Annotated in this window: 18 protein-coding genes; 6 read left to right on the top strand and 12 right to left on the bottom strand. The window is 75.3% G+C overall.

Features of this window, described 5'->3' with window-relative positions; genetic code table 11:
- Nucleotides 1-113 precede the first annotated feature (113 nt).
- Nucleotides 114-593 (bottom strand): MarR family winged helix-turn-helix transcriptional regulator, encoded by a 480-nt coding sequence (locus V1L54_RS23890; RefSeq protein WP_330120166.1) that lies wholly within the window; start codon nt 591-593, stop codon nt 114-116.
- 222 nt (nt 594-815) lie between these two features.
- Here V1L54_RS23890 and V1L54_RS23885 point away from each other — a divergent pair, with 222 nt between their 5' ends.
- Nucleotides 816-1,397, top strand: coding sequence for a hypothetical protein (locus tag V1L54_RS23885; protein WP_330120165.1), 582 nt, complete (start codon nt 816-818; stop codon nt 1,395-1,397).
- A 201-nt stretch (nt 1,398-1,598) separates the two neighbouring features.
- On the opposite strand, the gene V1L54_RS23880 is transcribed toward V1L54_RS23885, so the two are convergent.
- Nucleotides 1,599-3,194, bottom strand: a complete 1,596-nt coding sequence (locus V1L54_RS23880; RefSeq protein ID WP_330120164.1) for a phosphatase PAP2 family protein — start codon at nt 3,192-3,194, stop codon at nt 1,599-1,601.
- 170 nt (nt 3,195-3,364) lie between these two features.
- Between V1L54_RS23880 and V1L54_RS23875 the strand changes: the two genes are divergently transcribed.
- Entirely contained in the window at nt 3,365-3,970 is a 606-nt protein-coding gene (locus tag V1L54_RS23875; protein ID WP_330120163.1) for a DUF2238 domain-containing protein, read from the top strand.
- Nucleotides 3,971-4,001: 31 nt separating this feature from the next.
- On the top strand, nt 4,002-4,652 hold the full coding sequence (locus V1L54_RS23870; protein ID WP_330120162.1) for a VanZ family protein: 651 nt from the start codon (nt 4,002-4,004) through the stop codon (nt 4,650-4,652).
- On the opposite strand, the gene V1L54_RS23865 is transcribed toward V1L54_RS23870, so the two are convergent.
- The gene (locus tag V1L54_RS23865; RefSeq protein WP_330120161.1) at nt 4,585-5,445 is read right to left on the bottom strand and encodes an NAD(P)H-binding protein; all 861 of its coding nucleotides are present in this window, start codon (nt 5,443-5,445) and stop codon (nt 4,585-4,587) included. The genes V1L54_RS23870 and V1L54_RS23865 overlap by 68 nt on opposite strands.
- A 222-nt stretch (nt 5,446-5,667) precedes the next feature.
- On the opposite strand from V1L54_RS23865, the gene V1L54_RS23860 reads away from it, so the two are divergent.
- Nucleotides 5,668-6,444, top strand: coding sequence for a GNAT family N-acetyltransferase (locus V1L54_RS23860; RefSeq protein ID WP_330120160.1), 777 nt, complete (start codon nt 5,668-5,670; stop codon nt 6,442-6,444).
- A gap of 45 nt (nt 6,445-6,489) precedes the next feature.
- Here V1L54_RS23860 and V1L54_RS23855 read toward each other — a convergent pair whose 3' ends face one another.
- The 9 genes from V1L54_RS23855 to V1L54_RS23815 form a co-directional block, all read right to left on the bottom strand.
- A complete protein-coding gene (locus tag V1L54_RS23855) occupies nt 6,490-6,759 on the bottom strand; it encodes an Atu4866 domain-containing protein (protein ID WP_330120209.1) in 270 nt (89 codons plus the stop codon).
- A 317-nt stretch (nt 6,760-7,076) separates the two neighbouring features.
- Nucleotides 7,077-8,450 (bottom strand): glutamine synthetase family protein, encoded by a 1,374-nt coding sequence (locus tag V1L54_RS23850; RefSeq protein WP_330120159.1) that lies wholly within the window; start codon nt 8,448-8,450, stop codon nt 7,077-7,079.
- The gene (locus tag V1L54_RS23845) at nt 8,447-10,276 is read right to left on the bottom strand and encodes an IucA/IucC family protein (RefSeq protein ID WP_330120158.1); all 1,830 of its coding nucleotides are present in this window, start codon (nt 10,274-10,276) and stop codon (nt 8,447-8,449) included. The genes V1L54_RS23850 and V1L54_RS23845 overlap by 4 nt, the downstream gene beginning before the upstream one ends.
- Complete coding sequence (locus tag V1L54_RS23840) at nt 10,273-11,619, bottom strand: hypothetical protein (RefSeq protein ID WP_330120157.1); 1,347 nt, start codon at nt 11,617-11,619, stop codon at nt 10,273-10,275. The genes V1L54_RS23845 and V1L54_RS23840 overlap by 4 nt, the downstream gene beginning before the upstream one ends.
- Nucleotides 11,616-13,007, bottom strand: a complete 1,392-nt coding sequence (locus V1L54_RS23835) for a lysine N(6)-hydroxylase/L-ornithine N(5)-oxygenase family protein (protein WP_330120156.1) — start codon at nt 13,005-13,007, stop codon at nt 11,616-11,618. The genes V1L54_RS23840 and V1L54_RS23835 overlap by 4 nt, the downstream gene beginning before the upstream one ends.
- Nucleotides 13,004-14,863, bottom strand: coding sequence for an IucA/IucC family protein (locus V1L54_RS23830; protein WP_330120155.1), 1,860 nt, complete (start codon nt 14,861-14,863; stop codon nt 13,004-13,006). Before V1L54_RS23830 ends, V1L54_RS23835 begins: the two co-directional genes overlap by 4 nt.
- Nucleotides 14,860-16,545, bottom strand: a complete 1,686-nt coding sequence (locus tag V1L54_RS23825) for a pyridoxal phosphate-dependent decarboxylase family protein (protein ID WP_330120154.1) — start codon at nt 16,543-16,545, stop codon at nt 14,860-14,862. The genes V1L54_RS23830 and V1L54_RS23825 overlap by 4 nt, the downstream gene beginning before the upstream one ends.
- A complete protein-coding gene (locus tag V1L54_RS23820) occupies nt 16,542-17,978 on the bottom strand; it encodes a diaminobutyrate--2-oxoglutarate transaminase (protein ID WP_330120208.1) in 1,437 nt (478 codons plus the stop codon). The genes V1L54_RS23825 and V1L54_RS23820 overlap by 4 nt, the downstream gene beginning before the upstream one ends.
- A 68-nt stretch (nt 17,979-18,046) precedes the next feature.
- A complete protein-coding gene (locus tag V1L54_RS23815) occupies nt 18,047-19,315 on the bottom strand; it encodes an alanine racemase (protein WP_330120153.1) in 1,269 nt (422 codons plus the stop codon).
- Nucleotides 19,316-19,534: 219 nt separating this feature from the next.
- Between V1L54_RS23815 and V1L54_RS23810 the strand changes: the two genes are divergently transcribed.
- Together V1L54_RS23810 and gdhA are read left to right on the top strand one after the other, a co-directional pair.
- A complete protein-coding gene (locus V1L54_RS23810) occupies nt 19,535-19,867 on the top strand; it encodes a hypothetical protein (RefSeq protein WP_330120152.1) in 333 nt (110 codons plus the stop codon).
- A gap of 313 nt (nt 19,868-20,180) precedes the next feature.
- A complete protein-coding gene (gdhA, locus tag V1L54_RS23805) occupies nt 20,181-21,506 on the top strand; it encodes an NADP-specific glutamate dehydrogenase (RefSeq protein ID WP_330120151.1) in 1,326 nt (441 codons plus the stop codon).
- Nucleotides 21,507-22,223: the final 717 nt, after the last annotated feature.

Below are 22,223 nucleotides of genomic sequence, written 5' to 3'. Positions count from 1 at the left end.
GTTTCGCGGGGGCGGAGCAGCTGGTTCCGGGTGACGCACGTCACCGCGGCCCGGCCCCGGAAAGCGGCGACCCGCCCGCCGGTTTCCGGCGGGCGGGTCGGTGGGTCGGGCGGTCAGTGGCTGCCGGAGACGTTGGCGATCAGCTTGCGCAGCAACTTCCCGGCGGCCTCGAACTCCTCGTCGGTCAGCCCCATGGCGTCGCCGATGACGGGCGGCACGGCGAGGACCCGCTCCCGCAGGCCGAGACCCGCCTCGGTGAGGGTGACGGACACCGAGCGCTCGTCGTCCGTGCGCCGCTCCCGGCGTACCAGGCCGGCCGCCTCCAGGCGCTTGAGCAGCGGGGAGAGCGTGCTGGACTCCAGGTGCAGGGCGGTGCCCAACTCCCGCACGGAGACCGGGCCGCGCTCCCACAGCACCAGCATCGCCAGGTACTGGGGGTAGGTCAGGTTCAGCTCGTCCAGCAGCGGGCGGTAGCGCGCCGTCACCGTGCGCGAGGCGGTGTAGAGGAGGAAGCAGAGCTGGTCGTCGAGGAGCGGGGGAGCGGCCCCGTCGGGTGGGGCGGCCGGGTGTTCCGCGGTCTTCTCCGTGCTCATGGTCCTGTTCCTCCCGGGGTGACGGCGGTTCGGGGCAAGAGATCGATACTACGCTACTTGCTCGTGCACGATTCAATCGCCCCTTTCGTTCTCCGGGAGCGGGGAGGCGGTGCCGCCCGGCCGAACGGCTGAACACGCGGTGTGCCCGGTTTCCCCCTCCCCGTACCGGAAACCTCGCGCGGTGCACGACCACGAGCCCCTCCGGCGGAAGGAACCACGAGCATGCGCCCTCCGGTACAGCGCCGCCGTACGCGCGGGAGCGTGGCCCTGCCGTCCGCGCTGTCCGTCCTCGTCCTCGGTGCCGTCCTGGCCGGGTGCGTCGGCGGGGGCGGGGAGGACGACCCCGCGCCCGAGGCGTCCGTGCGCGTGCAGGACGCCGGGGAGGGCGGAGTGCAGGACCGGGTGTACGAGGACCTGGCCGAGGACGGGTTCTGGGACGACGTCGGCAACTGGGTGGGCAAGCGGGTCACCATCACCTCCGAGGTCCACGGCACCGTCAATCCGAACTTCTTCACCATTGCCGGAACCGGGGGCGGCGGGCCCCGCAGTCTGCTGGTCTTCTCCCCGCGGGACGTGGAGGTGGCGGAGGGCGACTCCGTCCGGGTCACCGGCACGGTGGGGGAGGGGTTCGACATCGCGGCCCTGGAGGAGCGGACCGGCCGCGACTGGGAGGACGACCGCTTCACGGAATGGGCGGACGGGCACTACGTCTACGCCACCGGTGTCGGCGCCCCGGGTGACGAGGGCACGTCCGAGGAGGAGGGCACCCCCGGGGGCGAGGGCACGCCGGGCGGCGGTTACTGACCGTGCCGCCGGTACCCGGACGCCCGGTGAGCCGGCGTACCCGGCTGCGGCCCGGTGAGCGGAGCGCGACGGCCCCGCCGCCACACGGCGGTGGAGGCCGGACCCGGGAGCCGCGGAACGAGAGCGGCCACGCCCCGTCGCGGCACCCGGGTGCGGAGGGGCGGGAACCGGTGCCGGTCACCGGACCGCCCCGCGGTCGCGTCACCCCCGCGGCGCGGCTCTGCCGAGCTCCCCGCGGGCGCTGGCCCGCCGGGCATCCGTACCGCCGCCCGGCCGGGTACGTGCTTCCGTCCCGGCCGGCCCCCGGTCCCGCTCCCGGCCGGGCCGGTGCCCGCGGGCCTTGCCGCCCTCGTCGGTGTCCCCGGTGTCCCCCGGGGACGGCGTTGGCCGCTCCTCCCCCCGCGGGGGCCGGGTCACCCACCAGCACACCGCGACCCAGGCGGCCGCCAGCAGGAAGCCGGCCAGCACGTCGCTGAGGTGGTGCACCCCGGCGTACAGACGCTGGAACCCCACGGCCGGCGGGGCCAGCACCACCGGGACGACCGCCGCCAGGCGCCACCACCGGTTCCGGGTGGCCCGGAAGACGACGACCGCGGCACACAGCGCCAGCACCGTCGCGGCGGCCACATGCCCGGAGGGGAAGCTGGCCGTCGGCCGCAGACCGGGACTGAGCTGGGAGACGTCCGGCCGCTGCCGGGGCAGGGTGAGGGTCGTGACCAGGTACAGGGTGAGCTCCCCGGCGAGCCCGAGGGCCAGCAGGACCACAGGCCGCCAACTGCGCGCGACGGCCACTCCCAGCGGGCCGATCACCAGCGCGCCGGCGACGATGCCCGGCGTCCCGCCGACGACCTCCACCACGCAGGTGGCGTCGTCCAGCCACGGGGTGCGCAGTCCGACCGCCCACCGCACCGCCCCGCTGTCCCAGCCGGCCGGCCGCGCCCCGGGCCCCGCGCCGCGCAACAGCAGCCCCAGACCGTGCAGGAGTCCGGCGATCAGCACCCAGACCACCAGCAGCTCGACCGCGGCGAGCGCCGGGCGCGGCAGCGCGGGCGCGTGTTGCCGCGGGACGGGCCGCAGGCCGTCCTCCGGCGCGGGATCCAGCCCCGCCGACAGCGGGGGCTCCCCGCGCCGCCAGGGCGGCGCGCCCCACCGCCACTGGCGGAAGGCGACGGCGCTCAGCGCCAGCCACACCAGGCCCAGCAGCCACCCGGCGAGCACATCGCTGAGGTAGTGCACCCCCAGCGCCATCCGGGTGAAGCCCACGGTGAGGACGGCCAGCACCATGACGGAGGCGAACCACGGACGCAGCCGGGGGCGCACCACGGGCAGGAACACCAGCAGCAGCACCCCGTACGTCACCGTCGCCCCCAGGGCGTGCCCGCTGGGGAAGCTCATCCCGGACTGCTCGGACAGCGGTACGTCCACCACCGGGCGCAGCCGCCCGACCAGCACCTTGACCACCGCGTTGAGTCCCATCCCGCCGAGCGCGGCGACCGCGACGTACAGGGCGATCCACCACTGACGGCGTATCAGGAACCACAGCACGCCCACGCCCAGCAGCCACAGCAGTGCCGGCGTACCGCCCAGGTCGGTGAGGACGCGCAGGGCACCGACGCCCACCCGGTTCCCGGCGAACAGCCCGTTCAGGGCGTCGGCGACGGCCTGGTCGGCGCTCCGCAGCGGTTCCCACCGAGTGCGGACCAGGACGAGCAGCAGGGCGAAGCCCGTCCCGGCCAGCAGCGTCACCCCCCAGGCGAGCGCCTCGCGTCCCGCGAACCTCTCCGGACGTACCGGCACGGCAGACCCTTTCCTCCGTTCGCCGCCGCCGCCGACGGCGAGCGCCGCCCGTGGTCTCCGGGCGGCGAAACGTCCGCAGTACCCGGTCCCGGCGGCGGGAATCCCACCAAGGCCGTGCGGCCGGCCGATGCGGGGGGTTGCCCCCTCCGCCCTCTGGTTACCCGGACCCCATGGACCGATCGACCACCGCCTTCGAACGCGGCTGCCGCATCGCCGCCGACCTCGTCCGGGCGGGGGCCCTGGTCTCCGCGGCGGCGGCGGCCTTCCTCCCCCTGGAGGGGGTCATCCGCTTCCTCCTGCTGTTCCTGGGCCTCCTGGTGCCCCGGCTGGCCGGTGTCCGCAGCCCCGTCGACCTGCTGGTGGGGATCGTGCTGTCGGTGGCCGCCTGGTCCTCACCGGCGCACTGGTACGAGCTCGCCGTCTGGTACGACACGGCCCTGCACGCGGTGGTCCCCGGCATAGTCGCCCTGACCCTCCATCTGCTGCTGATCCGCTGGCGGCTGCTGCCCCCGCTGATGGCCAACGACCTGCGGATCTTCTCGATCCCGCTGCTCACCACCCTCCTGGGCTGCACCGTGGCGCTGGTGTGGGAGCTGTACGAGTGGTTCGGCAAGGACGTGCTCGGCCTGGAGATCGCCGCCCACTACGACGACACCGTCGCCGACATGGCGGCGGGCCTCGTCAGCTCCCTGGTCGCCGGTGTCCTCCTCGCCGTCTGGGCCCGCCACCGGGCCCGCACCCGCCGCCGGACCCGGTGGTCCGCGCCGCTGACCTGACCGTTGGGCCGGTGGCGGAAGCGATGAGGAGGTGAAGGGCCGTGGAGCCGGTGCCCGGCTCGGCAGCGGTGCTTCCGGCGCTGTTCCTGCTGTACCTGGCCGGGCTCGGGGTGGCGGTCCGGCGCGGCGCCGCGGGACCCGCGGCGCCTGCTGCTGTTCACCGTCTTCGCCGGGTACGTGCTCGGCGTCCTCCACTTCACGCTGCTGCCGGTCGAGGTGGGCGGCGGACCCGCCGCGGGAGAAGCCATGCGGGACGCCATGGACGGCGCCTCGGGGACCGGCGCCGGACCCCGAGGCGGGCGGCGTCAACCTCAGCCCGCTGACGGCGGGCGGCCTCACGTTCTGGCTCAACATCCTGATGACGGTGCCGCTGGGGTTCCTGCTGCCGCTGCTGTCCGTCCGGTGGGGGTCCGCGCTGCGGGTCGGCCTGTGCGGTGCCGCCGTCAGCCTGGGCATCGAGCTGACGCAGCTGCTGCTGCTCGCCCTCGGCGGCGTCCACGTCGTCGACGTCAACGACCTGATCGCCAACACGGCGGGCGCGCTCCTCGGCTACCTCCTCTTCCGCACGGCGGCGGACACCCGCCCGGTCAGGGCCCTGCGGCCCGCCGTGCCGGTCAGCCGCCGAAGGCCGCCGCGTGCTCCCGCACCCACTGGGCGAAGGTGCGGGCCGGGCGGCCGGTGACCTCCTCCACCGCCGGCCGCACCGTGTAGCCGGTCTCCGGCGGGTCGGTGCGCATCGCCAGGAAGAAGTCGATGTCCGGCTCCGACCAGCCCTCCGCGCGCCAGCGCGCCACCACCTCGTCCTGCGACAGCTCGGCGAACCGCACCTCGCGGCCGAGCACCTCCCCGATGATCCGCACCCGGTCCCGGATGGTCAGCGCCTGGGGGCCGGTGATCGGGTATTCCTTCCCCGAGTGGCCGCCGCGGGTCAGCGCGGTGGCGGCGACCGCGGCGATGTCCGCGTCGTGGACGAGCGCGCTGGGCGCGTCCCCGAACCCCTCGCGTACGGTGCCCTCGGTCCGGACGGACTCCGCCCACTCCAGGGTGTTGGACATGAACTCCACCGGTGACAGACGCGTCCACTCCAGCCCGCTCGCCTCCACGGCCTCCTCCAGCGGGCCCTTGGCGAGGTCGCCCCGCAGCACCGTCACGCGGCGCACCCCGGACTTCCGGGCCAGCGCCACGATCTCGGGGCCGTTGGGGAGCGGGGCGAAGTCGTCGCCGCCGAAGCCGATCAGATGGGCGGCGTCGGCGCCGGCGAAGGCCGGGGGCAGGCTCTCGGTGTCGGCCAGATCGCCCGCCACCGCCTCGGCGCCCGCCGGTAGGGAGGCCCGCGCGGGGTCGCGGGTGAGGGCGCGGACCCGGTGGCCGTCGGCCAGCAGCCGCTCCACCAGCGGGCGGCCGACGTTGCCGGTGGCACCGGTCACCAGGACGGTCAGGGGGCGGGGCTCGGGTGTCTCGGGTGTCTCGCTCATGGCGGGGACGCTAGGGGTGATCACGGTCATCCGCTGTCCGCGATCGGTGCGGGTTCGGGGTGCGTGCCCGGGGTGCGGGTGGGGTGCGTGCGGGCGTCGGCTTCTCCGGTGACCCGGCCGCCGCAGCAGTGAACCCGGCGCTGTGCACAGTCATCAGAACTGTTGCGAGGGCCGATACCGCCGCCCCGCTGTGGGGCGGGACAATCAGCGAGGTTGCCGACCATGACCGTGAACGTCGTCGAGGACGTTGCCCAGGTGGAGCCGCAACTGGCCAACTGCCGTGACTACTGGCTTGGCTGGGGAGAGGCGGACCGGTCCGACAACGGCTTGACGTACTACCGCAGCGCGCTGGCGCACCCCCAGCTCAACGGTGTGCTGCGGCTGGACGACGCCGACCGCGTGCCGTCCGTGGCACGGCGGGTCTCCGACATGATGGCCGACGTGCCCTGGATGTGGTGGGTGGGACCCGACAGCGGCCCCGGCGTCGCCGAGGCCCTGGTCGGGCACGGGGCGGTGCGGGTCGGGACGATGCCCGTGATGGCCGTCCGGACCGACCGGATCGCCGACGCCGGGCAGCCCTCCGGTCTGAGGATCGACACGGTCGAAGACGGCGAGGCGCTCGCCGAGTGGGTGGATACCTACAGCCCGTCCTTCGACGTCGCGCCGGAGTTGCGGAGCGACAGCCTGCGAATCGAGCAGCGAAGCGCACAGGCGCCGGACACCGTGCGGCTGGCAGCATATCTGGACGGCCGGTGTGTGGGCACCGCCCTCGTGCTCGACGCGCACGGCGTGGCGGGCGTCTACATCGTGACGACCGCGGAGGCGTACCGTCGCCGGGGGATCGGGGCGGCGCTGACCGCGGCGGCCCTGCGGGCGGGGCAGGAGCGGGGGCTGCGCGTCGGCACCCTCCAGGCCAGTGCGGCGGGCGCTCCGGTCTACCGGCGCATGGGCTTCCAGACCGTCGCCGAGTACCAGTTGTTCACCCTGCCGACGGCCTGACCGGCTGCCGGCCGACGGCTCCGGCCGGGCGGGATGGTCGCGGCGTCAGGAACGCGCCGCCCGGCGGTGGGCCGGGCTCCCCTCGCGGTAGAAGACGTAGCCGCCGTGGTGCAGTACGTCGCCCTCGAACTCGCCGTCCGCGGTGAATCCGGTGTCGTCCAGGTACTCGATTTTGTCGCCCTTCACCCAGTACCGGCCGGTGTAGGCGCTGCTGCGCTTTCCGCGGGCCTCGTCGTAGCGGCCGTCGGGGAGGAGTTCCTGCCTGATGTGGTTGTCGGCGGTGACCCACATGCCGACGTAGGGGTGGCTTGCCATGGTGGCCCCGTTCTCGGTGTTCTCGGTGTTCTCGGTGTTCTCGGCGGACTGGCTCGGTGTCGGCCGGTGACCGGGCGAGCTCTCGCCGCCGTCCGGCTGCTGGCAGGCGGCTGCCGCGAGCATGACCAGCACAGGCACGACGAGCCGCCGTCCTCGGTTTCTTCCGGGCATGGAACGAGCGTGCCCCGGTATCGGGCGATCGGGCAGGCCGGGCTGTTCCTGGGAGCACCGCACCCCGCCTGCCGCTTGCGGCAGGCGGGGTGCGGGCGGAGCCGGACGGCAACCACTCCGGAGAAGCGGCGCCGCACGGCGCCCCCTCACAGCCGTTCGAAGCCGCGCATCCGCTCCCAGTCGGTGACCGACCGCTCGAAGGCGGTCAGTTCGGTGCGGGCCGCCCGCGCGTAGTGGGTGACCACCTCCGTGCCGAAGAGCTTGGCCGCGATCCCGCTGTTCTCCCAGCGGTGCAGGGCCTCGGTGAGGGTGCCGGGCAGCCGGGGCACGGTGTCGTCGGCCAGGGCGTTGGCGGTGTGCTCGGGGGGCAGCGGCAGCCGGTTGTCGATGCCGTGCAGGCCCGCGGCGAGCACGGCGGCGACGGCGAGGTACGGGTTGGCGTCGCCGCCGGGCACCCGGTGCTCGATGCGCAGCGAGGACCCGGAGCCGACGACCCGGACGGGGCAGGTGCGGTTGTCCCGGCCCCAGGCGATGCCCGTCGGGGCGAACGCACCGGGCTGGAGCCGCTTGTAGGAGTTGATGTTCGGGGCCATCAGCAGGGCCAGGTCGGGCAGGCAGGCGAGCTGGCCGGCGACGAAGTGGCGCATCAGGTCCGACATGCCGTCGCCGGCGGAGTCGTCGGCGAGTACGGGGGTGCCGTCCGTGCCGCGCAGCGAGAGGTGGATGTGGCAGGAGTTGCCCTCGCCGTCGTCGAACTTCGGCATGAAGGTCAGCGCGGCGCCCTCGGCGGCGGCGAGCTGCTTGGCGCCGTTCTTGAAGAAGACGTGGGCGTCGCAGGTGGCCATCGCCTCGGCGTAGCGGAAGACGATCTCGTACTGGCCCGGGTGGCACTCCCCGCGGGCCGTCTCCATGGCCAGTCCGGCGCGCACCATCTCGCGGCGAATGCGGCGCACCACCGGCTCGATCTCCGACAGGCCCTGGAGGGAGTAGTCGACGTTGTAGCGGGTGGCGGGGCGCAGGCCGGTGTAGCGGCGCTCCCAGGCGTCGCGGTAGGACTCGCCGAAGACCAGGAACTCCAGCTCCGTCCCGGCGTACGCGGTCAGCCCGCGTTCGGCCAGCCGGTCGAGCTGGGCGCGCAGCACCTGGCGGGGCGCGACCGGGACGGGGGCGCCGTCCGGCCAGACGGCGTCGGCCAGCACCAGGGCGGTGCCGTCGTCCCAGGGCAGCGCGGTGCGCAGGGTGGCCGGGTCGGGGCGCAGCACGAAGTCGCCGAAGCCGCTGTCCCAGGCGTCGATGGCGTAGCCGGGGCCGGTGTCCATCTCCACGTCGGTGGCCAGCAGGTAGACGCAGGCGCCGAAGCCCTGGCGGGCCGCCTCGTCGAGGAAGTACGGGACCGACAGCCGGCTGCCCACCAGGCGGCCCTGGAGGTCGGGGACGGCGACGATCACCTCCTCGATCCGGCCCGCCTCCGCCTCGGCGCGCAGGGTCTCGTACGGGTCCGTGGGGGAGGGCGCGCTCATGAGCCGTGTCCGGTGGCGGCCAGGGGGTTGGGGACGGTGCCGTGGACGACGTCGAAGCCCTCGTCGCGTTCGGCGCGGTCGTGGAAGCCGCCGCCCAGCAGCTGCTCGCGGTTGAGGGCCACCCGGTCGAAGGCGGGCGCGAACAGGCCGAACGCGGCGAAGCGGTCGGCCAGTTCGGGGAAGCGGGTGTGGTAGCGCTCGATCTCGGCGCGGACCAGGGACCAGAAGTCCGCCTCGGGGACGCCCAGGTGCTTCTCCAGCAGGGGCGCGAAGAAGCGGAAGTGGCCCGCGAAGACGGCGCTCAGCAGCGAGTGCGCCAGCTCGTGGGCGGGCCAGCGCAGCAGGACGGCGTCGGCGCGCTCGGTCAGGGTGGCGTACTCGGGGCGGTCCTCGGGGAGCAGGTTGACGTCCTCGGCGAAGTCCTTGAGCGCGATGCCGACCGGCGTCTCGTCGGGGCCGTAGAGGACGACGGTGTTCTCGCCGTGCGGGCAGTACGCGACTCCGTACCGGTAGAGGTAGTGCAGCAGTCCCGGCAGCAGGGCGGCCAGGAAGCGGGCCAGCCAGTCGCGCGGGGCGCGGCCGGAACGTTCCACCAGCTCGGCCACCAGCGCCTTCCCGTCCGAGCCGGTCTTCAGCAGGGCGGCCATGGTGCGGGCCTTCTCGCCGTCGCGCAGCACCCCGGTGACCGGCTCGCGCCACACCGCGCCCAGCAGTTCGTGGTAGCGGTAGGGGGCGTCCCCGACCGACTCGTACAGCGGGTGGCGCACGGCGACGGAGGCGACCTCGCCCAGCGGGTGGAAGCGCAACTCGTCGCGGAGGTAGGGGTCGGCGTCGCGCACCGCGTGCAGCCAGGCGCTGATGTCGGGCGCGGCCTTCGTCGGCTCGGTGGACAGGCCGCGCCACACCAGGGTGTTGCGGATCAGCAGGGGCACCTTGACGTTGCGGCGCTCCGGGTGGTCGAGGTTGGCGAGGGTGCGGATCGACTGGAGGGGTCGGTAGCGGTCCGGTCCCTCGCCGAGCGGGGCGATGCGGCCGTCGGCGAGGTAGGGGGCGAAGAGGGTCTCGACGGCCTCGTCCCAGTGGAAGGGGTGGACCGGCAGCCAGACGTACTCGTCCGGGGTGCGGCCGTGGGCGGCGGCGGCCTCGGCGAGGACGGTGGTGAATCGTTCCCGCGTGGGGGCGTCCAGCTCCTCGGCGAGCAGGGCGGCGGCGTCCAGGCCGGGCACGCCCGCGTACGCCGCCAGCGAGTCGTGCACCGCCGCCCAGCGCAGCCGCACCTCGCCGGCGGACTCGGGGGCGTAGGCGGCGGCGTCGGAGGCGGCGAAGCCCAGCCGGCCCTTGTTGAGCAGCATGCAGGGGTGGCCGTCCTGGTGGGACTCCAGGGCCAGGTGGTCCAGGTCGGCCAGGGCGGCGGCGGGCAGGTCGCGGGCGATGACCCGTGCCTCGGCGCGGCGGGTGGCGGTCAGCTCGCGCAGCACCTCGGCGGTGGTGGGGCCGTCCCAGCCCAGTGCCGGGCGGGCGTCCAGCAGGAGCTGTTCGGGGCCGGTCTCGCCCTCCCCCGGCTCGTCGGGGGCGGGGGCGGGGTGGCGGCGCAGGGTGCCGTCCGCGATCCGCCAGGTGCCGAAGGTGCCCCGGACGGCGCGGAACGTCCAGTGCACGCCGCCGTCCAGGACCAGCCGGTAGGCGCCGGCCCCGGAGGGGTGGCCGGCGGGCGCGTCGGGGTCGGGCTCGGGGACGAGCAGCTCCTCGTAGGCGAACTCCTCGACGGCCTTGACGAGCAGTCTGCGTCCCGCCTCCGTCCAGGCGTCGTGGGGGATGGTGCTCAACGGTCGTTCTCCTTGGCGTGCGCGAGGGCGGGGACGGGCGAGGACGAGGGGGCGGGCTCGGGGCGGGGCGCGGGTACGGCGGGCGCCGGGGCCGGGACGGGCACCGCCGGGCGGGCGCGGCGCAGCGCCAGGAGGGTGCCCAGCACCTGGACGGCCGCCGCGACCGCCAGCGGCAGCGCCAGATCGGCCGAGACGGCCGCCGTGGCGACCAGCGGCGCGGCGAGCAGACCGGCGGACCGGGCGGTCTCGACGGCCGTGTACTCCGGGCCCGCCGTACCGGTGGCGCGGAACATCCGCAGCTCCACGGCGACCTGGCCCAGCCCCAGGCAGACGCCGAACAGCAGCCGCCCGCCCACCAGGGCGGGCAGCGAGTCGGCCAGCGCCTGCCACAGCAGCCCGGCCGCGCCCACCGCCATGGACAGCGGCAGCAGCCGGTCGCCGAGCAGGGCGTGGCAGCGGCGCACGGCGGGCAGTACGGCCAGCGCGGCGACGCTGGGCAGGAAGAACAGCACCGCCGAGGTGGTCGCCCCGCCGCCCAGGTCCGCGGCGAACTCGGTGAAGAAGGGCCGGGCCACGCTCACCGAGAAGTCGAAGGCCAGCCCGATCAGGGCGACCTGGGCCAGCAGCGCGAACCGGCCGCGCCGCGGGCGTTTCGGCTGCGGTTGGGGCTGGGTCTGGGCCGCCGCCTGGGCGGTGGGGGTGTCGGCGGCGGCCGGGACGGCCACGTCCGCGGCCGCCGGGGCGCGGCGGCACATCACCCGGTGCACGAGCACGGCGAGGACGACGTCCAGCAGCGCGAACGACGAGATGCCCCACCGGGGGTCGGGCAGCGCCAGCACCCCGGCGCCCACCACCGTGGCGGCCACGGCGGACAGGTGGAAGACGACCACGATCGAGCAGATCCCGGCCAGCCGGGACCGCTCGCCGTCCCCGCCGGCGGTGTCCTCGACTCCGTCCCCGCCGCCGTCGTACTGCGCGATGAACGCCGGATAGGCCAGCAGCAGCGCGCTGTTGGTGGCCACCACGGCCGTCGAGACCGCGGTGTACGCGGCGTAGCTGGGGGCCAGGCCCAGCAGCAGGTCCAGTACGGCGGTCCCGCACAGCCCGCCCAGCACCAACCGGTGCAGCGGCCACCGCCGGGCGGCCAGCCCCCACAGCGGGAGCATGGCCAGCCCGACGATGCGGCACACCCAGAGGTAGAGCCCGGTCGCGCCGTGGTCCTCGATGCCGTACAGCCGCTCGAAGAGCTGGGGGAGGAAGGGCGTCAGCGCGGTCTCGGCGACGAGATGGAGGCCGATGACCGCGATCAGGACGGCCTTGGCGTGCCGTGCCCGCCCGCTCACGGCAGCGGGTCCGCGGTCTCGGTGGTGGCTCCGGCGGCGGCCGCGGGGGCGCCGAAGGTCGTCCAGGCCGCCCGCTGCGGCACGGACAGCACGGTGCGGCCCGCGACGGAGTTGAGGATCACCGCGGAGCGCCAGGCGCCCAGGGTGAGGTCGGGCGCGCCGACGCCGTGGGTGTGCAGCTCGGCGTTCTGCACGTACAGGGTGCCGGTCACGCTCTCGTCCAGGGCGACCCGGTAGGTGCCGTCCACCCGGTAGCGGCCCCGGTCGTCCCAGTCGACGAGCTTGTCGAGGGTGTCCAGGAAGGCCGGGCGCTGCGCGGCGTAGCCGGTGGCCGCCACGACCGCCGAGGTGCGCACCTCGAACTCGGTGCCCTGCTCGGTGTGGCGGCAGGTCAGGACGTAACCGCCGTCGCCGGTGGGGCGGACGGCGGTGAGCTCGGTGCCCGGGTGCAGGTCGGCGCGCGGCCGGCCGCCGCCGATGGTCCGCTCGTACAGCTCGTCGTGGATCTCGCCGAGGGTGTCGCCGCTGACGCCCTTGTAGAGCTGCCACTGCTCGCGCACCAGCCGCTCGCGGCCGGCCTCGGGCAGCGCGCGGAAGTAGTGGATGTAGTCCGGGGTGAAGTGCTCCAGCCCGATCTTGGAGTACTCCATGGGCGCGAACGCCGGGGTGCGCGCCAGCCACCGCACGTACGGGCCGCCCCGGCCCTCGCCGTCCTGGCGCCGCAGCAGGTCCAGCAGCACCTCGGCGCCGGACTGGCCCGCGCCGATCACCGTCACGTCGTCCAGGCCGGCCAGCGCGGCGCGGTGGGTGCGGTAGTCGGCGCTGTGCAGGACGCGCCCGGTGTGCCCGCCGGACGCCGCCAGCTCCCGCAGCGGCCCGGGCAGCACCGGGGAGGTGCCCACGCCCAGGACGACCCGCCGGGCCGTCACGCGGGAGGCGGTGCCGTCGGCCGAGCGGTGCGTGACGGCGAACACCCCGGCGTCCGCGTCCCACTCCAGGGCGGTGACCTCGGCGTCGAAGCGGCAGGACGGCAGGTTCTCGGCGGCCCAGCGCAGGTAGTGGTCGTACTCGCGGCGCGGGATGTGGAAGCGCTCGGAGAAGAAGAACGGGAACAGCCGGCCGTGCTCGCGCAGGTAGTTCAGGTACGACCAGCGGCTGGTCGGGTCGGCCATCGTCACCAGGTCCGCCAGGAACGGCACCTGGAGCACCGTGCCCTCCATCAGCAGGCCCGGGTGCCAGGAGAAGGCGGGACGCCGGTCCAGGAAGAGGGTGCGCAGCCCGGGCACCCCGTCGCTCAGGGCGGCCAGGGACAGGTTGAACGGGCCGATCCCGACGCCCATCAGGTCGTACGGCTCGCCGCCGGGGGAGGACGTGTGCTGCTCGGTCACCGCTGTACCTCCGCGAGGGGGTTTGGAAGGTCGATGTAGACGGACTGGGTGTGGACGTCGCCGACCAGCTCGTCGAGACCGTCCACGCAGGTCAGGTAGTTGCCCTTGCAGCGCAGCACCGGCGCGTCCAGCAGCATGCCGAGCAGGCCCGCCGCGCCGGGCTCGGCCGCCCGCAGCCGCTCCAGCGCGCCGCGCAGCACGCGCAGCAGCGCCTCCTCGTCGGCCAGGCCGAGCGCGCCGAAGGCGCCCACCAGGCCCAGGAGGTTGTTGACGCCCAGGTAGTAGGCGACGCGCTCGTCGACGAAGGCGTCGTCGAAGACCAGCTCCACCCCGTCCGTCACCCCGGGCAGCAGCCGCTCCAGGGCGGCGGCGCGGGAGGCGGTGAGGTAGTAGCCCTGGCTGTCGCGGTACCAGCCCGCGGTAGGCAGCCCGTCGGCGTCCAGGACCACCAGGGTGTTCTGGTGGTGCGGCTCCAGGGCGAGGCCGTGGCGGGCCTGGAGGCGGATCAGGGGGACGGCCAGCACGTCCAGGTAGCGGGCCAGCCAGCGGGCGGACGCCTCGGCGGTGGAGACGCCGTGCGCGCGGGCGGTACGGGCCACCGCCGCGCACAGCGCGGCGCGGTACGGCGGCGGGGAGCCGTCGCCCGGGCCGGTGCGCTCGGCCAGCAGCCCGGCCACGCACAGCGCGTCGCCGGTGCCGCCCGCGTCGCCCGCGGCGCCCCGGAAGGGGTTGTCGCGCAGCGCGGTCTCCAGGCCCGTCTCGGGTCCTCCGGTGCCGACCGAGACCCAGGCGAAGTCCCGCAGGATGCCGAACTCCGGGTGCTCGGCGCGCAGCCACGCCCCGGGGCCGCCCTGCGCGGCCAGCAGCCGCGCGGCCCGCACCCCCAGCCGCAGCTCGCCGCGCAGGTTGTTGCGGCGGGAGTTGGTGATCCGCATGCCCAGCGACAGCTTGAGCATCGCCGCGGCGTCCGGGCGGTGCACGGTCCGCACCGAGGACGTCGGGTACCAGACCGGGCCGGCCGGGCCCAGCGGGCGCAGCAGCCCGGCGTCCAGCAGGGCGGCCACCTCCGGGCGGCCGGCCACCTCGCGGGCCTGCCACGGGTGGGCGGGCACCGGGACCATGCCGTCGGGCACCTCCGGGCCGCCGGGTCCGGCGGCGAGCGCGCGCAGCAGCCCGGCGACGGGGCGGCCGTCCGCGTCCTCGCCGACCACCGTGTCCGGGTGCGCGGCGAACCAGTGCAGCGGGAAGGCGCCGCGCAGCTCCGGCGAGTACGCCGCCAGCTCCGCGTCCGAGGCCTCCTCGCGGCTCTTGGGCGCCGGGTGGAAGGGGTGGCCCAGCAGCAGGGCCTGCTCGGCGTCCAGGAACGGGGTCGGCCCCGCCGCGTCCGCGGGCTCCGCCCGGCGCCGTTCCAGGTGGACGGCGGTGCGGCGGGCGGAGTTCAGCACCCGGCCGACCGCGTCCGTGCCCAGATGGGGCGGGTGCCCGCGGCCGAGGGTGCTCTCCCGGATCAGCGCGGCGGCCACCAGCGCGGCGTCGGCGGGCAGGTCGCCCGAGGAGGAGCCGTTCCCGCCCGGTTCGAAGGCGCTGACCCGGGCCCGTCCGAAGCGGTGCCAGCCGGCCGCCGACCGGTAGCGCACCGGGACGTGCAGCGTCAGGCCGCTCAGCGGCAGGTCCAGCCGCAGCACCCGGCCGCCGACGGGCACCTCGGTGCCGGTCTCGCGGACGTACGCGCGCAGCAGCGTCTCGGTCGCGGCGGCGTCGCCGGCCCGCTGCGGGTCGGGGTGGTCCAGCGGGTCCGCGCCGCAGGGCACCGGGGAGGGCGCCGGTGCGGCCGGCGGGGACGCCGGGCCGGTCACGGTGCCGTCCCCTCGGCCGGCCCGTTCTCCTCCGCCTCGCCCGCCGCGGCGACGGTGTGCAGCAGCCGCTCGACGTCGGTGACGGTGGTGTGCGGGTTGAGCAGGGTGAGTTTCAGCCGCACCCGGCCCGGCCCCTCGCCCGGCAGCTCGGTGCGGCCGACGACCGCCCGCCCCTCGCGCAGCAGCCTGCGGCGCAGCGCGGCGTTGAGCCGGTCCACCCGCTCCGGGTCGTCCGCCCCGCGCTCCGGCAGGTAGCGGAAGAGGAAGGCGGACAGCACCGGGTCGCAGTGCAGCTCCAGCCGGGGGTGGTCGCGTACCGCCGCGGCTCCGGCCAGGGCCAGTTCGTGGCAGGCGTCCACCAGCCGCCCGAGCCCCGCCCGGCCCAGCGTCCGCAGGGTGACGGCGATGGGGAAGGCGTCCGCGCGGCGGGTGGTGCGCAGCGACAGGCCGAGCAGGCTGGGGTAGCCGGCCTCCTCGTCGTCGGCGGGGTTGAGGTAGACCGCGCGGCGGGCCAGGGAGGCGTACGTCTCCGCGCGCCGGGCCAGGAACACGCCCGCCGCGACGGGCTGCCAGCCCAGCTTGTGCCAGTCCAGGGAGACCGAGTCGGCCAGTTCGATGCCGTCCAGCAGCGGGGCCAGCCGGTCCGACAGCAGCGCGCCGCCGCCGTAGGCCGCGTCCACGTGCAGCCAGGCGCCGTACTCGGCGGCCAGCGCGGCGCAGGCGCGCAGCGGGTCGATCGCGCCGGTGTCGGTGGTCCCGGCGGTGGCCACCACGGCGACGGGCAGCTCGCCGGCGGCCGCGCACGCCGCCAGGGCGTCGGCCAGCGCGTCCGGGGCCATGCGCAGCTCCCGGTCGACGGCGACGGGCACGACCGCGTCCTCGCCCAGGCCCAGCAGGGCCGCGGCCCGCTGCACGGAGAAGTGCGCCGCGGCGGAGGCGAGGATCCGCGGCCGGGGACCGGTGCGGGGCACGCCCGCCAGCTCGACCTGCTCCCCGGTGGCGCGGGCCAGCACCCGGTCGCGGGCCAGCATCAGGCCCATCAGGTTGGACTCGGTGCCGCCCGAGGTCAGCACCCCGGCGGACTGCTCGTCCCAGCCCACCAGCTTCGCGAGCTCGGCCAGCAGCAGCGTCTCCAGGGCGGTGGCGGCCGGGGCCTGGTCCCAGGAGTCCTGGGAGGGGTTGAGCGCGGAGACCGCCAGATCGGCGGCGACGGCGACGGCCAGCGGCGGGCAGTGCAGATGCGCGGCGCAGGCCGGGTCGGCCGGGTCGGCGCTGCCGTACGCCAGCAGTCCGGTCAGCCGGGACAGCGCGCCGCCGCCGGCTCCCGTGCCGGTCCCGGCGCCGTCGCCGTCCGCCGCGTACTCCCGGGCCACCCGGGCGGCCAGCTCGCCGGGGAGCCCGGCGGGCACCGGGCCGCCGCGCCGCCCGGCGCCCGCCGCCAGGGCGGTGAGCACCTCGTCGAGCAGCGGCCGCAGGGCGGCGGCGCCGCCCGTACCGCCGGACAGCGGGGCGGCGTACCGCTCCGGGACGTCCGGGCCGTCCGGGCGGGGCCCGGCGCTCCGGGGGGCCGGGACGGGGCGGGCGGCGGCACCCTCCAGCGCGCCGTCCACCGCGCCGACCAGCCCCTCGAACGCCCCGTCGGCCGGGTGGGGCTCACACACCTCGTACACGCTCTCCCTCATACCGGCCGCACCGCCCCGCGCTCGTTCCCGCCGCCGGGCACGCCCTCCGGGCGGGCCGTCACCTCGGCGATCGCGTCGGCCAGCCGGTCCAGTACGGCCTCGGTCTCCTCGTCGGTGATCACCAGCGGCGGCAGCAGCCGCACCGTCGAGTCGTACCGCCCGCCCAGCTCCACGATCAGGCCCCGGGCCAGCGCGGCCGCCCGCACCCGGACCGCCGTGTCCGGCGCGGCGGGCAGGGCGCCGCAGGCGTCGGGCGTGCCCGCCGGGTCCACCAGCTCGACGCCGATCATCAGCCCGCGCCCGCGGACGTCGCCGATCGCGGGCAGTTCGGCGCGCAGCGCCGTCAGCCGCTCCGTCATCCGCGCCCCGACGGCCGCGGCCCGCTCCGCCAGGCCCTCCCGGGCGACGTACCGCAGGGTGGCCGTACCGGCCGCCATGGCCAGGGTGTTGCCGCGGAAGGTGCCGGTGTGGGCGCCGGGCAGCCAGCCGTCGTAGTCCTCGTGGTAGACGACCACCGCCAGCGGCAGGCTGCCGCCGATCGCCTTCGACATCACCATCGCGTCCGGGACGATCCCGCTGTGCTCGATCGCCCAGAACGCGCCGGTGCGGCCCACGCCGGTCTGCACCTCGTCCACGACCAGCGGGATCTCCCGCTCGGCGGTGATCCGCCGCATCTCGCGCAGCCAGGAGTCCGGGGCGGGCACCGCGCCGCCCTCGCCCTGCACCGCCTCCAGGATCATCGCGGCGGGCGGCACCACCCCGCCGTTGGGGTCGTCCAGCAGCCGCTCGGTGTAGGCGGACGACAGCCGCGCCCCGCGCTCCCCGCCGACCCCGAACGGGCAGCGGTAGGAGTACGGGTAGGGCAGCCGGGTCACGTCGGCGGCGGTCCCGGGCACCGGCCGCTTGGCGGACACCCCGCCGGAGACGGCCAGCGCGCCCGCGGTCATCCCGTGGTAGGCGCCGGTGAAGGCCAGCAGGCCGTGCCGCCCGGTGGCGGTCTGCAGCAGCTTCAGCGCCGCCTCCACCGCGTCCGTCCCGGCGGGCCCGCAGAAGTGGACACGGGCCTTCTCGGCGAACGCGGGCGGCAGGGTGGCGAACAGCGCGTCGGTGAACTCGTCCTTCTCCGGCGTCGCCAGGTCCAGCACGTGCAGCGGTGCGCCGCTGTCCACGGTGCGCCGCACGGCCTCGGTCACCACGGGGTGGTTGTGGCCCAGCGCGAGGGTCCCGGCACCGGCCAGGCAGTCGAGGTAGCGGCGGCCGTCGGCGCCCTCGACGGTCATGCCGTACGCGCGGGCCGGGACCACGGGGAAGGAGCGGGCGTAGGTGCGGGCCGAGGACTCCCGCGCCCGCTGGCGCCGCAGGATGGCCTCGGCCGACGGCGCGGGGACGCCTCGCGCCGCGACGGGCGGTGTGCTCGGCGGGGTGATGGACACGGTCATGTCGGGCGGCTCCGTCAGGAGGTGTCGGCGGGGCGGCCGTCGGCCGTCCCCTCGGGGGCGGGTCAGAGCAGGTGGCGTTCCGCGACCGGATGGCCGAGGAAGCTGTGCATGGCGAACTCCCAGCCGTAGGAGCCCGCGTAGGGGAAAACGACCAGATCGCCGGCGCGGACGCGGTCCACCAGGACATCGCGCAGCAGGGTGTCCTCCGGGGTGCACAGCTCGCCGACGACCGTGACGCGCTCCCCGGCCGCCTCGGGCCGGGGCAGCCCCGCGGGCCAGCGCTCGACGGGCAGGACGGCGATGTTGTGCACCAGCTCCCAGGAGGTGGGGAGCTGGAAGTGGTTGATGCCGCCGCGCAGCACCGCGAAGGCGCTGCCGTAGCTGTGCTTGACGTCGGTGACCTCGGCCGCGTACCAGCCGCAGTCGGCGACCAGGAAGCGGCCCGGCTCCAGGATCACCTTCACCCCGGGCGGCGGCTGGACCCGTCCGGCGAGCTCGCCGAAGCGGGCCGTGTCGAAGGGGCGTTCGCCCGCGGGCTCCTCGAAGGCCACCCCGATGCCGCCGCCGATGTCGACGTGGCGCAGGTCGACGCCGTGCGCGTCGGCGGTCTTGGCCGCCCACTCCACGCACCAGCGCAGGTAGGCGGCCTGGGAGTCGGCGTCGAGGTTGTTGGAGGCGGCGTGGATGTGGAAGCCGGTCACGTCCAGTCCCGGCAGCCGCAGCGCCTCGCCCAGCACCTCCGGGACGTCGGGCTCGGGGATGCCGAACTGCGAGGCCGTACCGCCCATGCTCAGCGAACCGGTGACGGGGATGTCCACGGGGTTGACGCGCAGCGTCACCCGGGCGGTGGTGCCCTCGGCGACGGCGATGCGGCTGATGCGGTGCAGCTCCAGCGGGCTCTCGGCGTTGACCGCCTCCACCCCGGCCCGCACCAGGGCGGTCAGCACCGGCACGGACTTGGCGGGCCCGGCGGCGACGACGGGCACGGGGGCGCCGGCGGCGGGGCCGCCGTCCCGCTCCCGCAGGGCGGCCAGGGCCAGTTCCAGCTCGGACCGGGAGGCGACCTCGAAGCCGTCGACGTGCGGGGCCAGCGCCCGTACGACCCCGGGGAAGGAGTTGGCCTTCACGGCGTAGTGGACGGCCGCCCACGGCGGCAGCGCCGCGCGCAGCTGCCGCGCGCGGCGGGCGGCGGCCTCGCCGTCGTAGAGGTAGGCGGACACGGGGGCCTCGCCCGCCGCCAGTTCCAGCAGCCGCCGGCGGACCGGTCCGGGGACCACGTCGGCCGGGTAGGCGGAGCGCGGGGCGGCGGAGGGCGGGAGGGCGATGGACACGGGGCTCTACCTCGGTGGGGTGCGGGGTGGGTCGGAGGGCGGTGCGGCCGTCCTCCGGACACGCGTCACGGTCCGGCCGCCCCACGGCGGGGCCGCCATTTAGTTAGGCGAGCCTAACCTAACGTCTCTCCGGTTTCTTTCCAAGTCCGCCCCGCCGCACCGCGGATGCCCGCCCGCTCCCGGGTGCGGTGGACGGCGCGGCGGCATACAGTGCGCCTCATGGGCAGGAAGAGAGCCGGCGCCGGTCCGCGCCGCGAACAGGCCGAGTACGCGGGGGAGTACGGCGGACGCGCGGGCGCGGACTTCTCCGCCCGCCTCGCCGGCGCCGCCCCCCGGCAGCCGACCGGAACCGGCACCGCGCAGGCCCGCTTCCCCCACGTCGACGTGGTGATCGCCGCGGCCCGGCGGAGGGCGGCCGAGCTGCCCGCGCTCCCGGAGCCGACCGACGCCGACCTCACGGACACGGAGCGGTGGGAGGTGGCGGAGATCCTGGGTCTCGGCCACGGCGAAGCCGGCCTGCCCCGGCCGGACGGCCTCACACCGTCGGCCTGAGGCCGGGCCCGGGCTCCCGTGGCAACGGCGTCCGGTCATCCGCACCCGCCCGCGCGGGTGCGGATGACCGGACGCCGCGCCGGGTATGCGGTCAGCCGGGCAACCGTGAGGATTCGGTCGTCCCGGGGTGGGCACCCAGGCCGTAGTGCGGGACCTCGGGAAGACGTCATGACCTTGGCATGTCACGCTGGAAGTCCGCCACGCCGTGCGATGACGCCGAGCGCCTCCTGGTGCTCGGCGTCATGCGTTTGTGCAGGTTCCGTAGGGACACGGAACGGCGGGACACAAGGAGCCGCACCTTCTAGGAGAACCCGTGATCGAGAAACTCTACGACCGGATACTGCACCGCAATCCGGGAGAGAACGAGTTCCACCAGGCCGTGTGGGAGGTGCTCGAGTCGCTGGAGCCCGTCTTCACCCTGCGGCCCGAGCTGCTGGACGAATCCCTCGTCGAACGACTGTGCGAGCCGGAGCGGCAGATCATCTTCCGTGTCCCCTGGACCGACGACACCGGGCGGACCCACGTCAACCGCGGCTTCCGGGTGGAGTTCAACAGCGCGCTCGGCCCGTACAAGGGCGGTCTGCGTTTCCACCCGTCGGTCAACCTGGGGGTCATCAAGTTCCTGGGCTTCGAGCAGACCTTCAAGAACGCCCTGACCGGCATGCCGATCGGCGGCGGCAAGGGCGGCAGCGACTTCGACCCCAAGGGGAAGTCGGACGCCGAGATCATGCGCTTCTGCCAGTCGTTCATGACCGAGCTGTACCGCCATCTGGGTGAGTACACGGACATCCCGGCGGGCGACATCGGGGTGGGCGGCCGCGAGATCGGCTACCTCTTCGGCCAGTACCGCCGGATCACCAACCGCTGGGAGGCCGGCGTCCTGACCGGCAAGGGCGTCCTGTGGGGCGGGTCGCAGGCCCGTACCGAGGCCACCGGCTACGGTCTGGTCGTCTTCACCGAGGAGATGCTCAAGACGCGCGGCGAGGCCCTGGACGGCAAGCGCGTGGTCGTCTCCGGCTCCGGCAACGTGGCCATCTACGCCATGGAGAAGGCCCGGCAGCTCGGCGCCACCCCGATCGCCTGCTCCGACTCCGGCGGTTACGTGGTGGACGAGAAGGGCATCGACCTGGAACTGCTGAAGCAGGTCAAGCTCACCGAGCGCGCCCGGCTGTCCGAGTACGCCGAGCGCAGGGGGGCGCACTTCGTCCCCGGCGGCCGGGTCTGGGAGGTGCCGTGCGAGGTGGCGCTGCCCTCGGCCACCCAGAACGAGCTGGACGAGAAGGACGCGGCGACGCTGGTGCGCAACGGCGTGCAGGCGGTCGGCGAGGGCGCGAACATGCCCACCACGCCGGGCGGCGTGCGCGTGCTGCGCGAGGCCGACGTGCTGTTCGGCCCGGGCAAGGCCGCCAACGCGGGCGGGGTGGCCACCAGCGCCCTGGAGATGCAGCAGAACGCCTCGCGCGACTCGTGGACCTTCGAGCACACCGAGGCCCGGCTGACCGAGATCATGCAGCACATCCACCACCTGTGCCACACCACGGCCGAGCGCTACGGGCAGCCCGGCAACTACGTGGCGGGCGCCAACATCGCCGGCTTCGAGCTGGTGGAGGAGGGGATGGTGGCGCAGGGTCTGATCTGATCCCTCACCCCGGCCCCACGGCCGGGGAAACGGTTCACCCCACCACCGCGGCCCGGCCGGGAGGCGCTTCCCGGCCGGGCCGCCGCGTGCCCGTGCACGGGGGTGCGGTGTCCCGGGCTGTGCCCGGGGTGCGGGTTCTGTGGGTGAGGGGGCCGGGGCCGGTCCGGGGCGACCATTCCGGACGGCATGATTTACGGCCGTTGCCGCCCCACGTTCTGTTGCTCGCTCATCGGCCGCAAATCACGCTTGAGTGTCCGGAACGGTCACCCCTCCCCGTCCCCTCCCGCCGTCGCCCGTCTGCGGGCCGCGCTTGCGTGCCGTGCCGATCTCATCGGCGCGGACCGGTTCCCGGGCGTGCCTGTCCCAGCCGGTTCCTTTGCGTGTGCGGGCGGCCGAGGACGGCTGCGGCAGGGGTGACGGGCTGCACCCGGCGACGGCGGGGAGGGGACGGGGAGGGGCGGGTATTCCGGACACTCAAGTGCGGTTTGCGGCCAATGAGGGGGAAATGACGCGTGTCGCGGCAACGGCCGTAAATCGTACCGTCCGGAGTGCCCGTCCCGGACTGGTCCCGACCCCACCCGACACCCCGCCCGCACCCGGCGCACCCCGTGCGGCTGACTGCCCGTCATGTCCGGTGCCCGTACGGCCATGAGCGTGTCTGAACGGTTAACGGTCCGAAATGCTCCAGAATGATAGAAACTGCTCCATGATGACCAT

This window comes from Streptomyces rubellus (assembly GCF_036323805.1).
GTDB lineage: Bacteria > Actinomycetota > Actinomycetes > Streptomycetales > Streptomycetaceae > Streptomyces.
The sequence above is the reverse complement of the archived record's forward strand: the minus strand, read 5'-3'. Positions and strand labels throughout refer to the sequence as shown.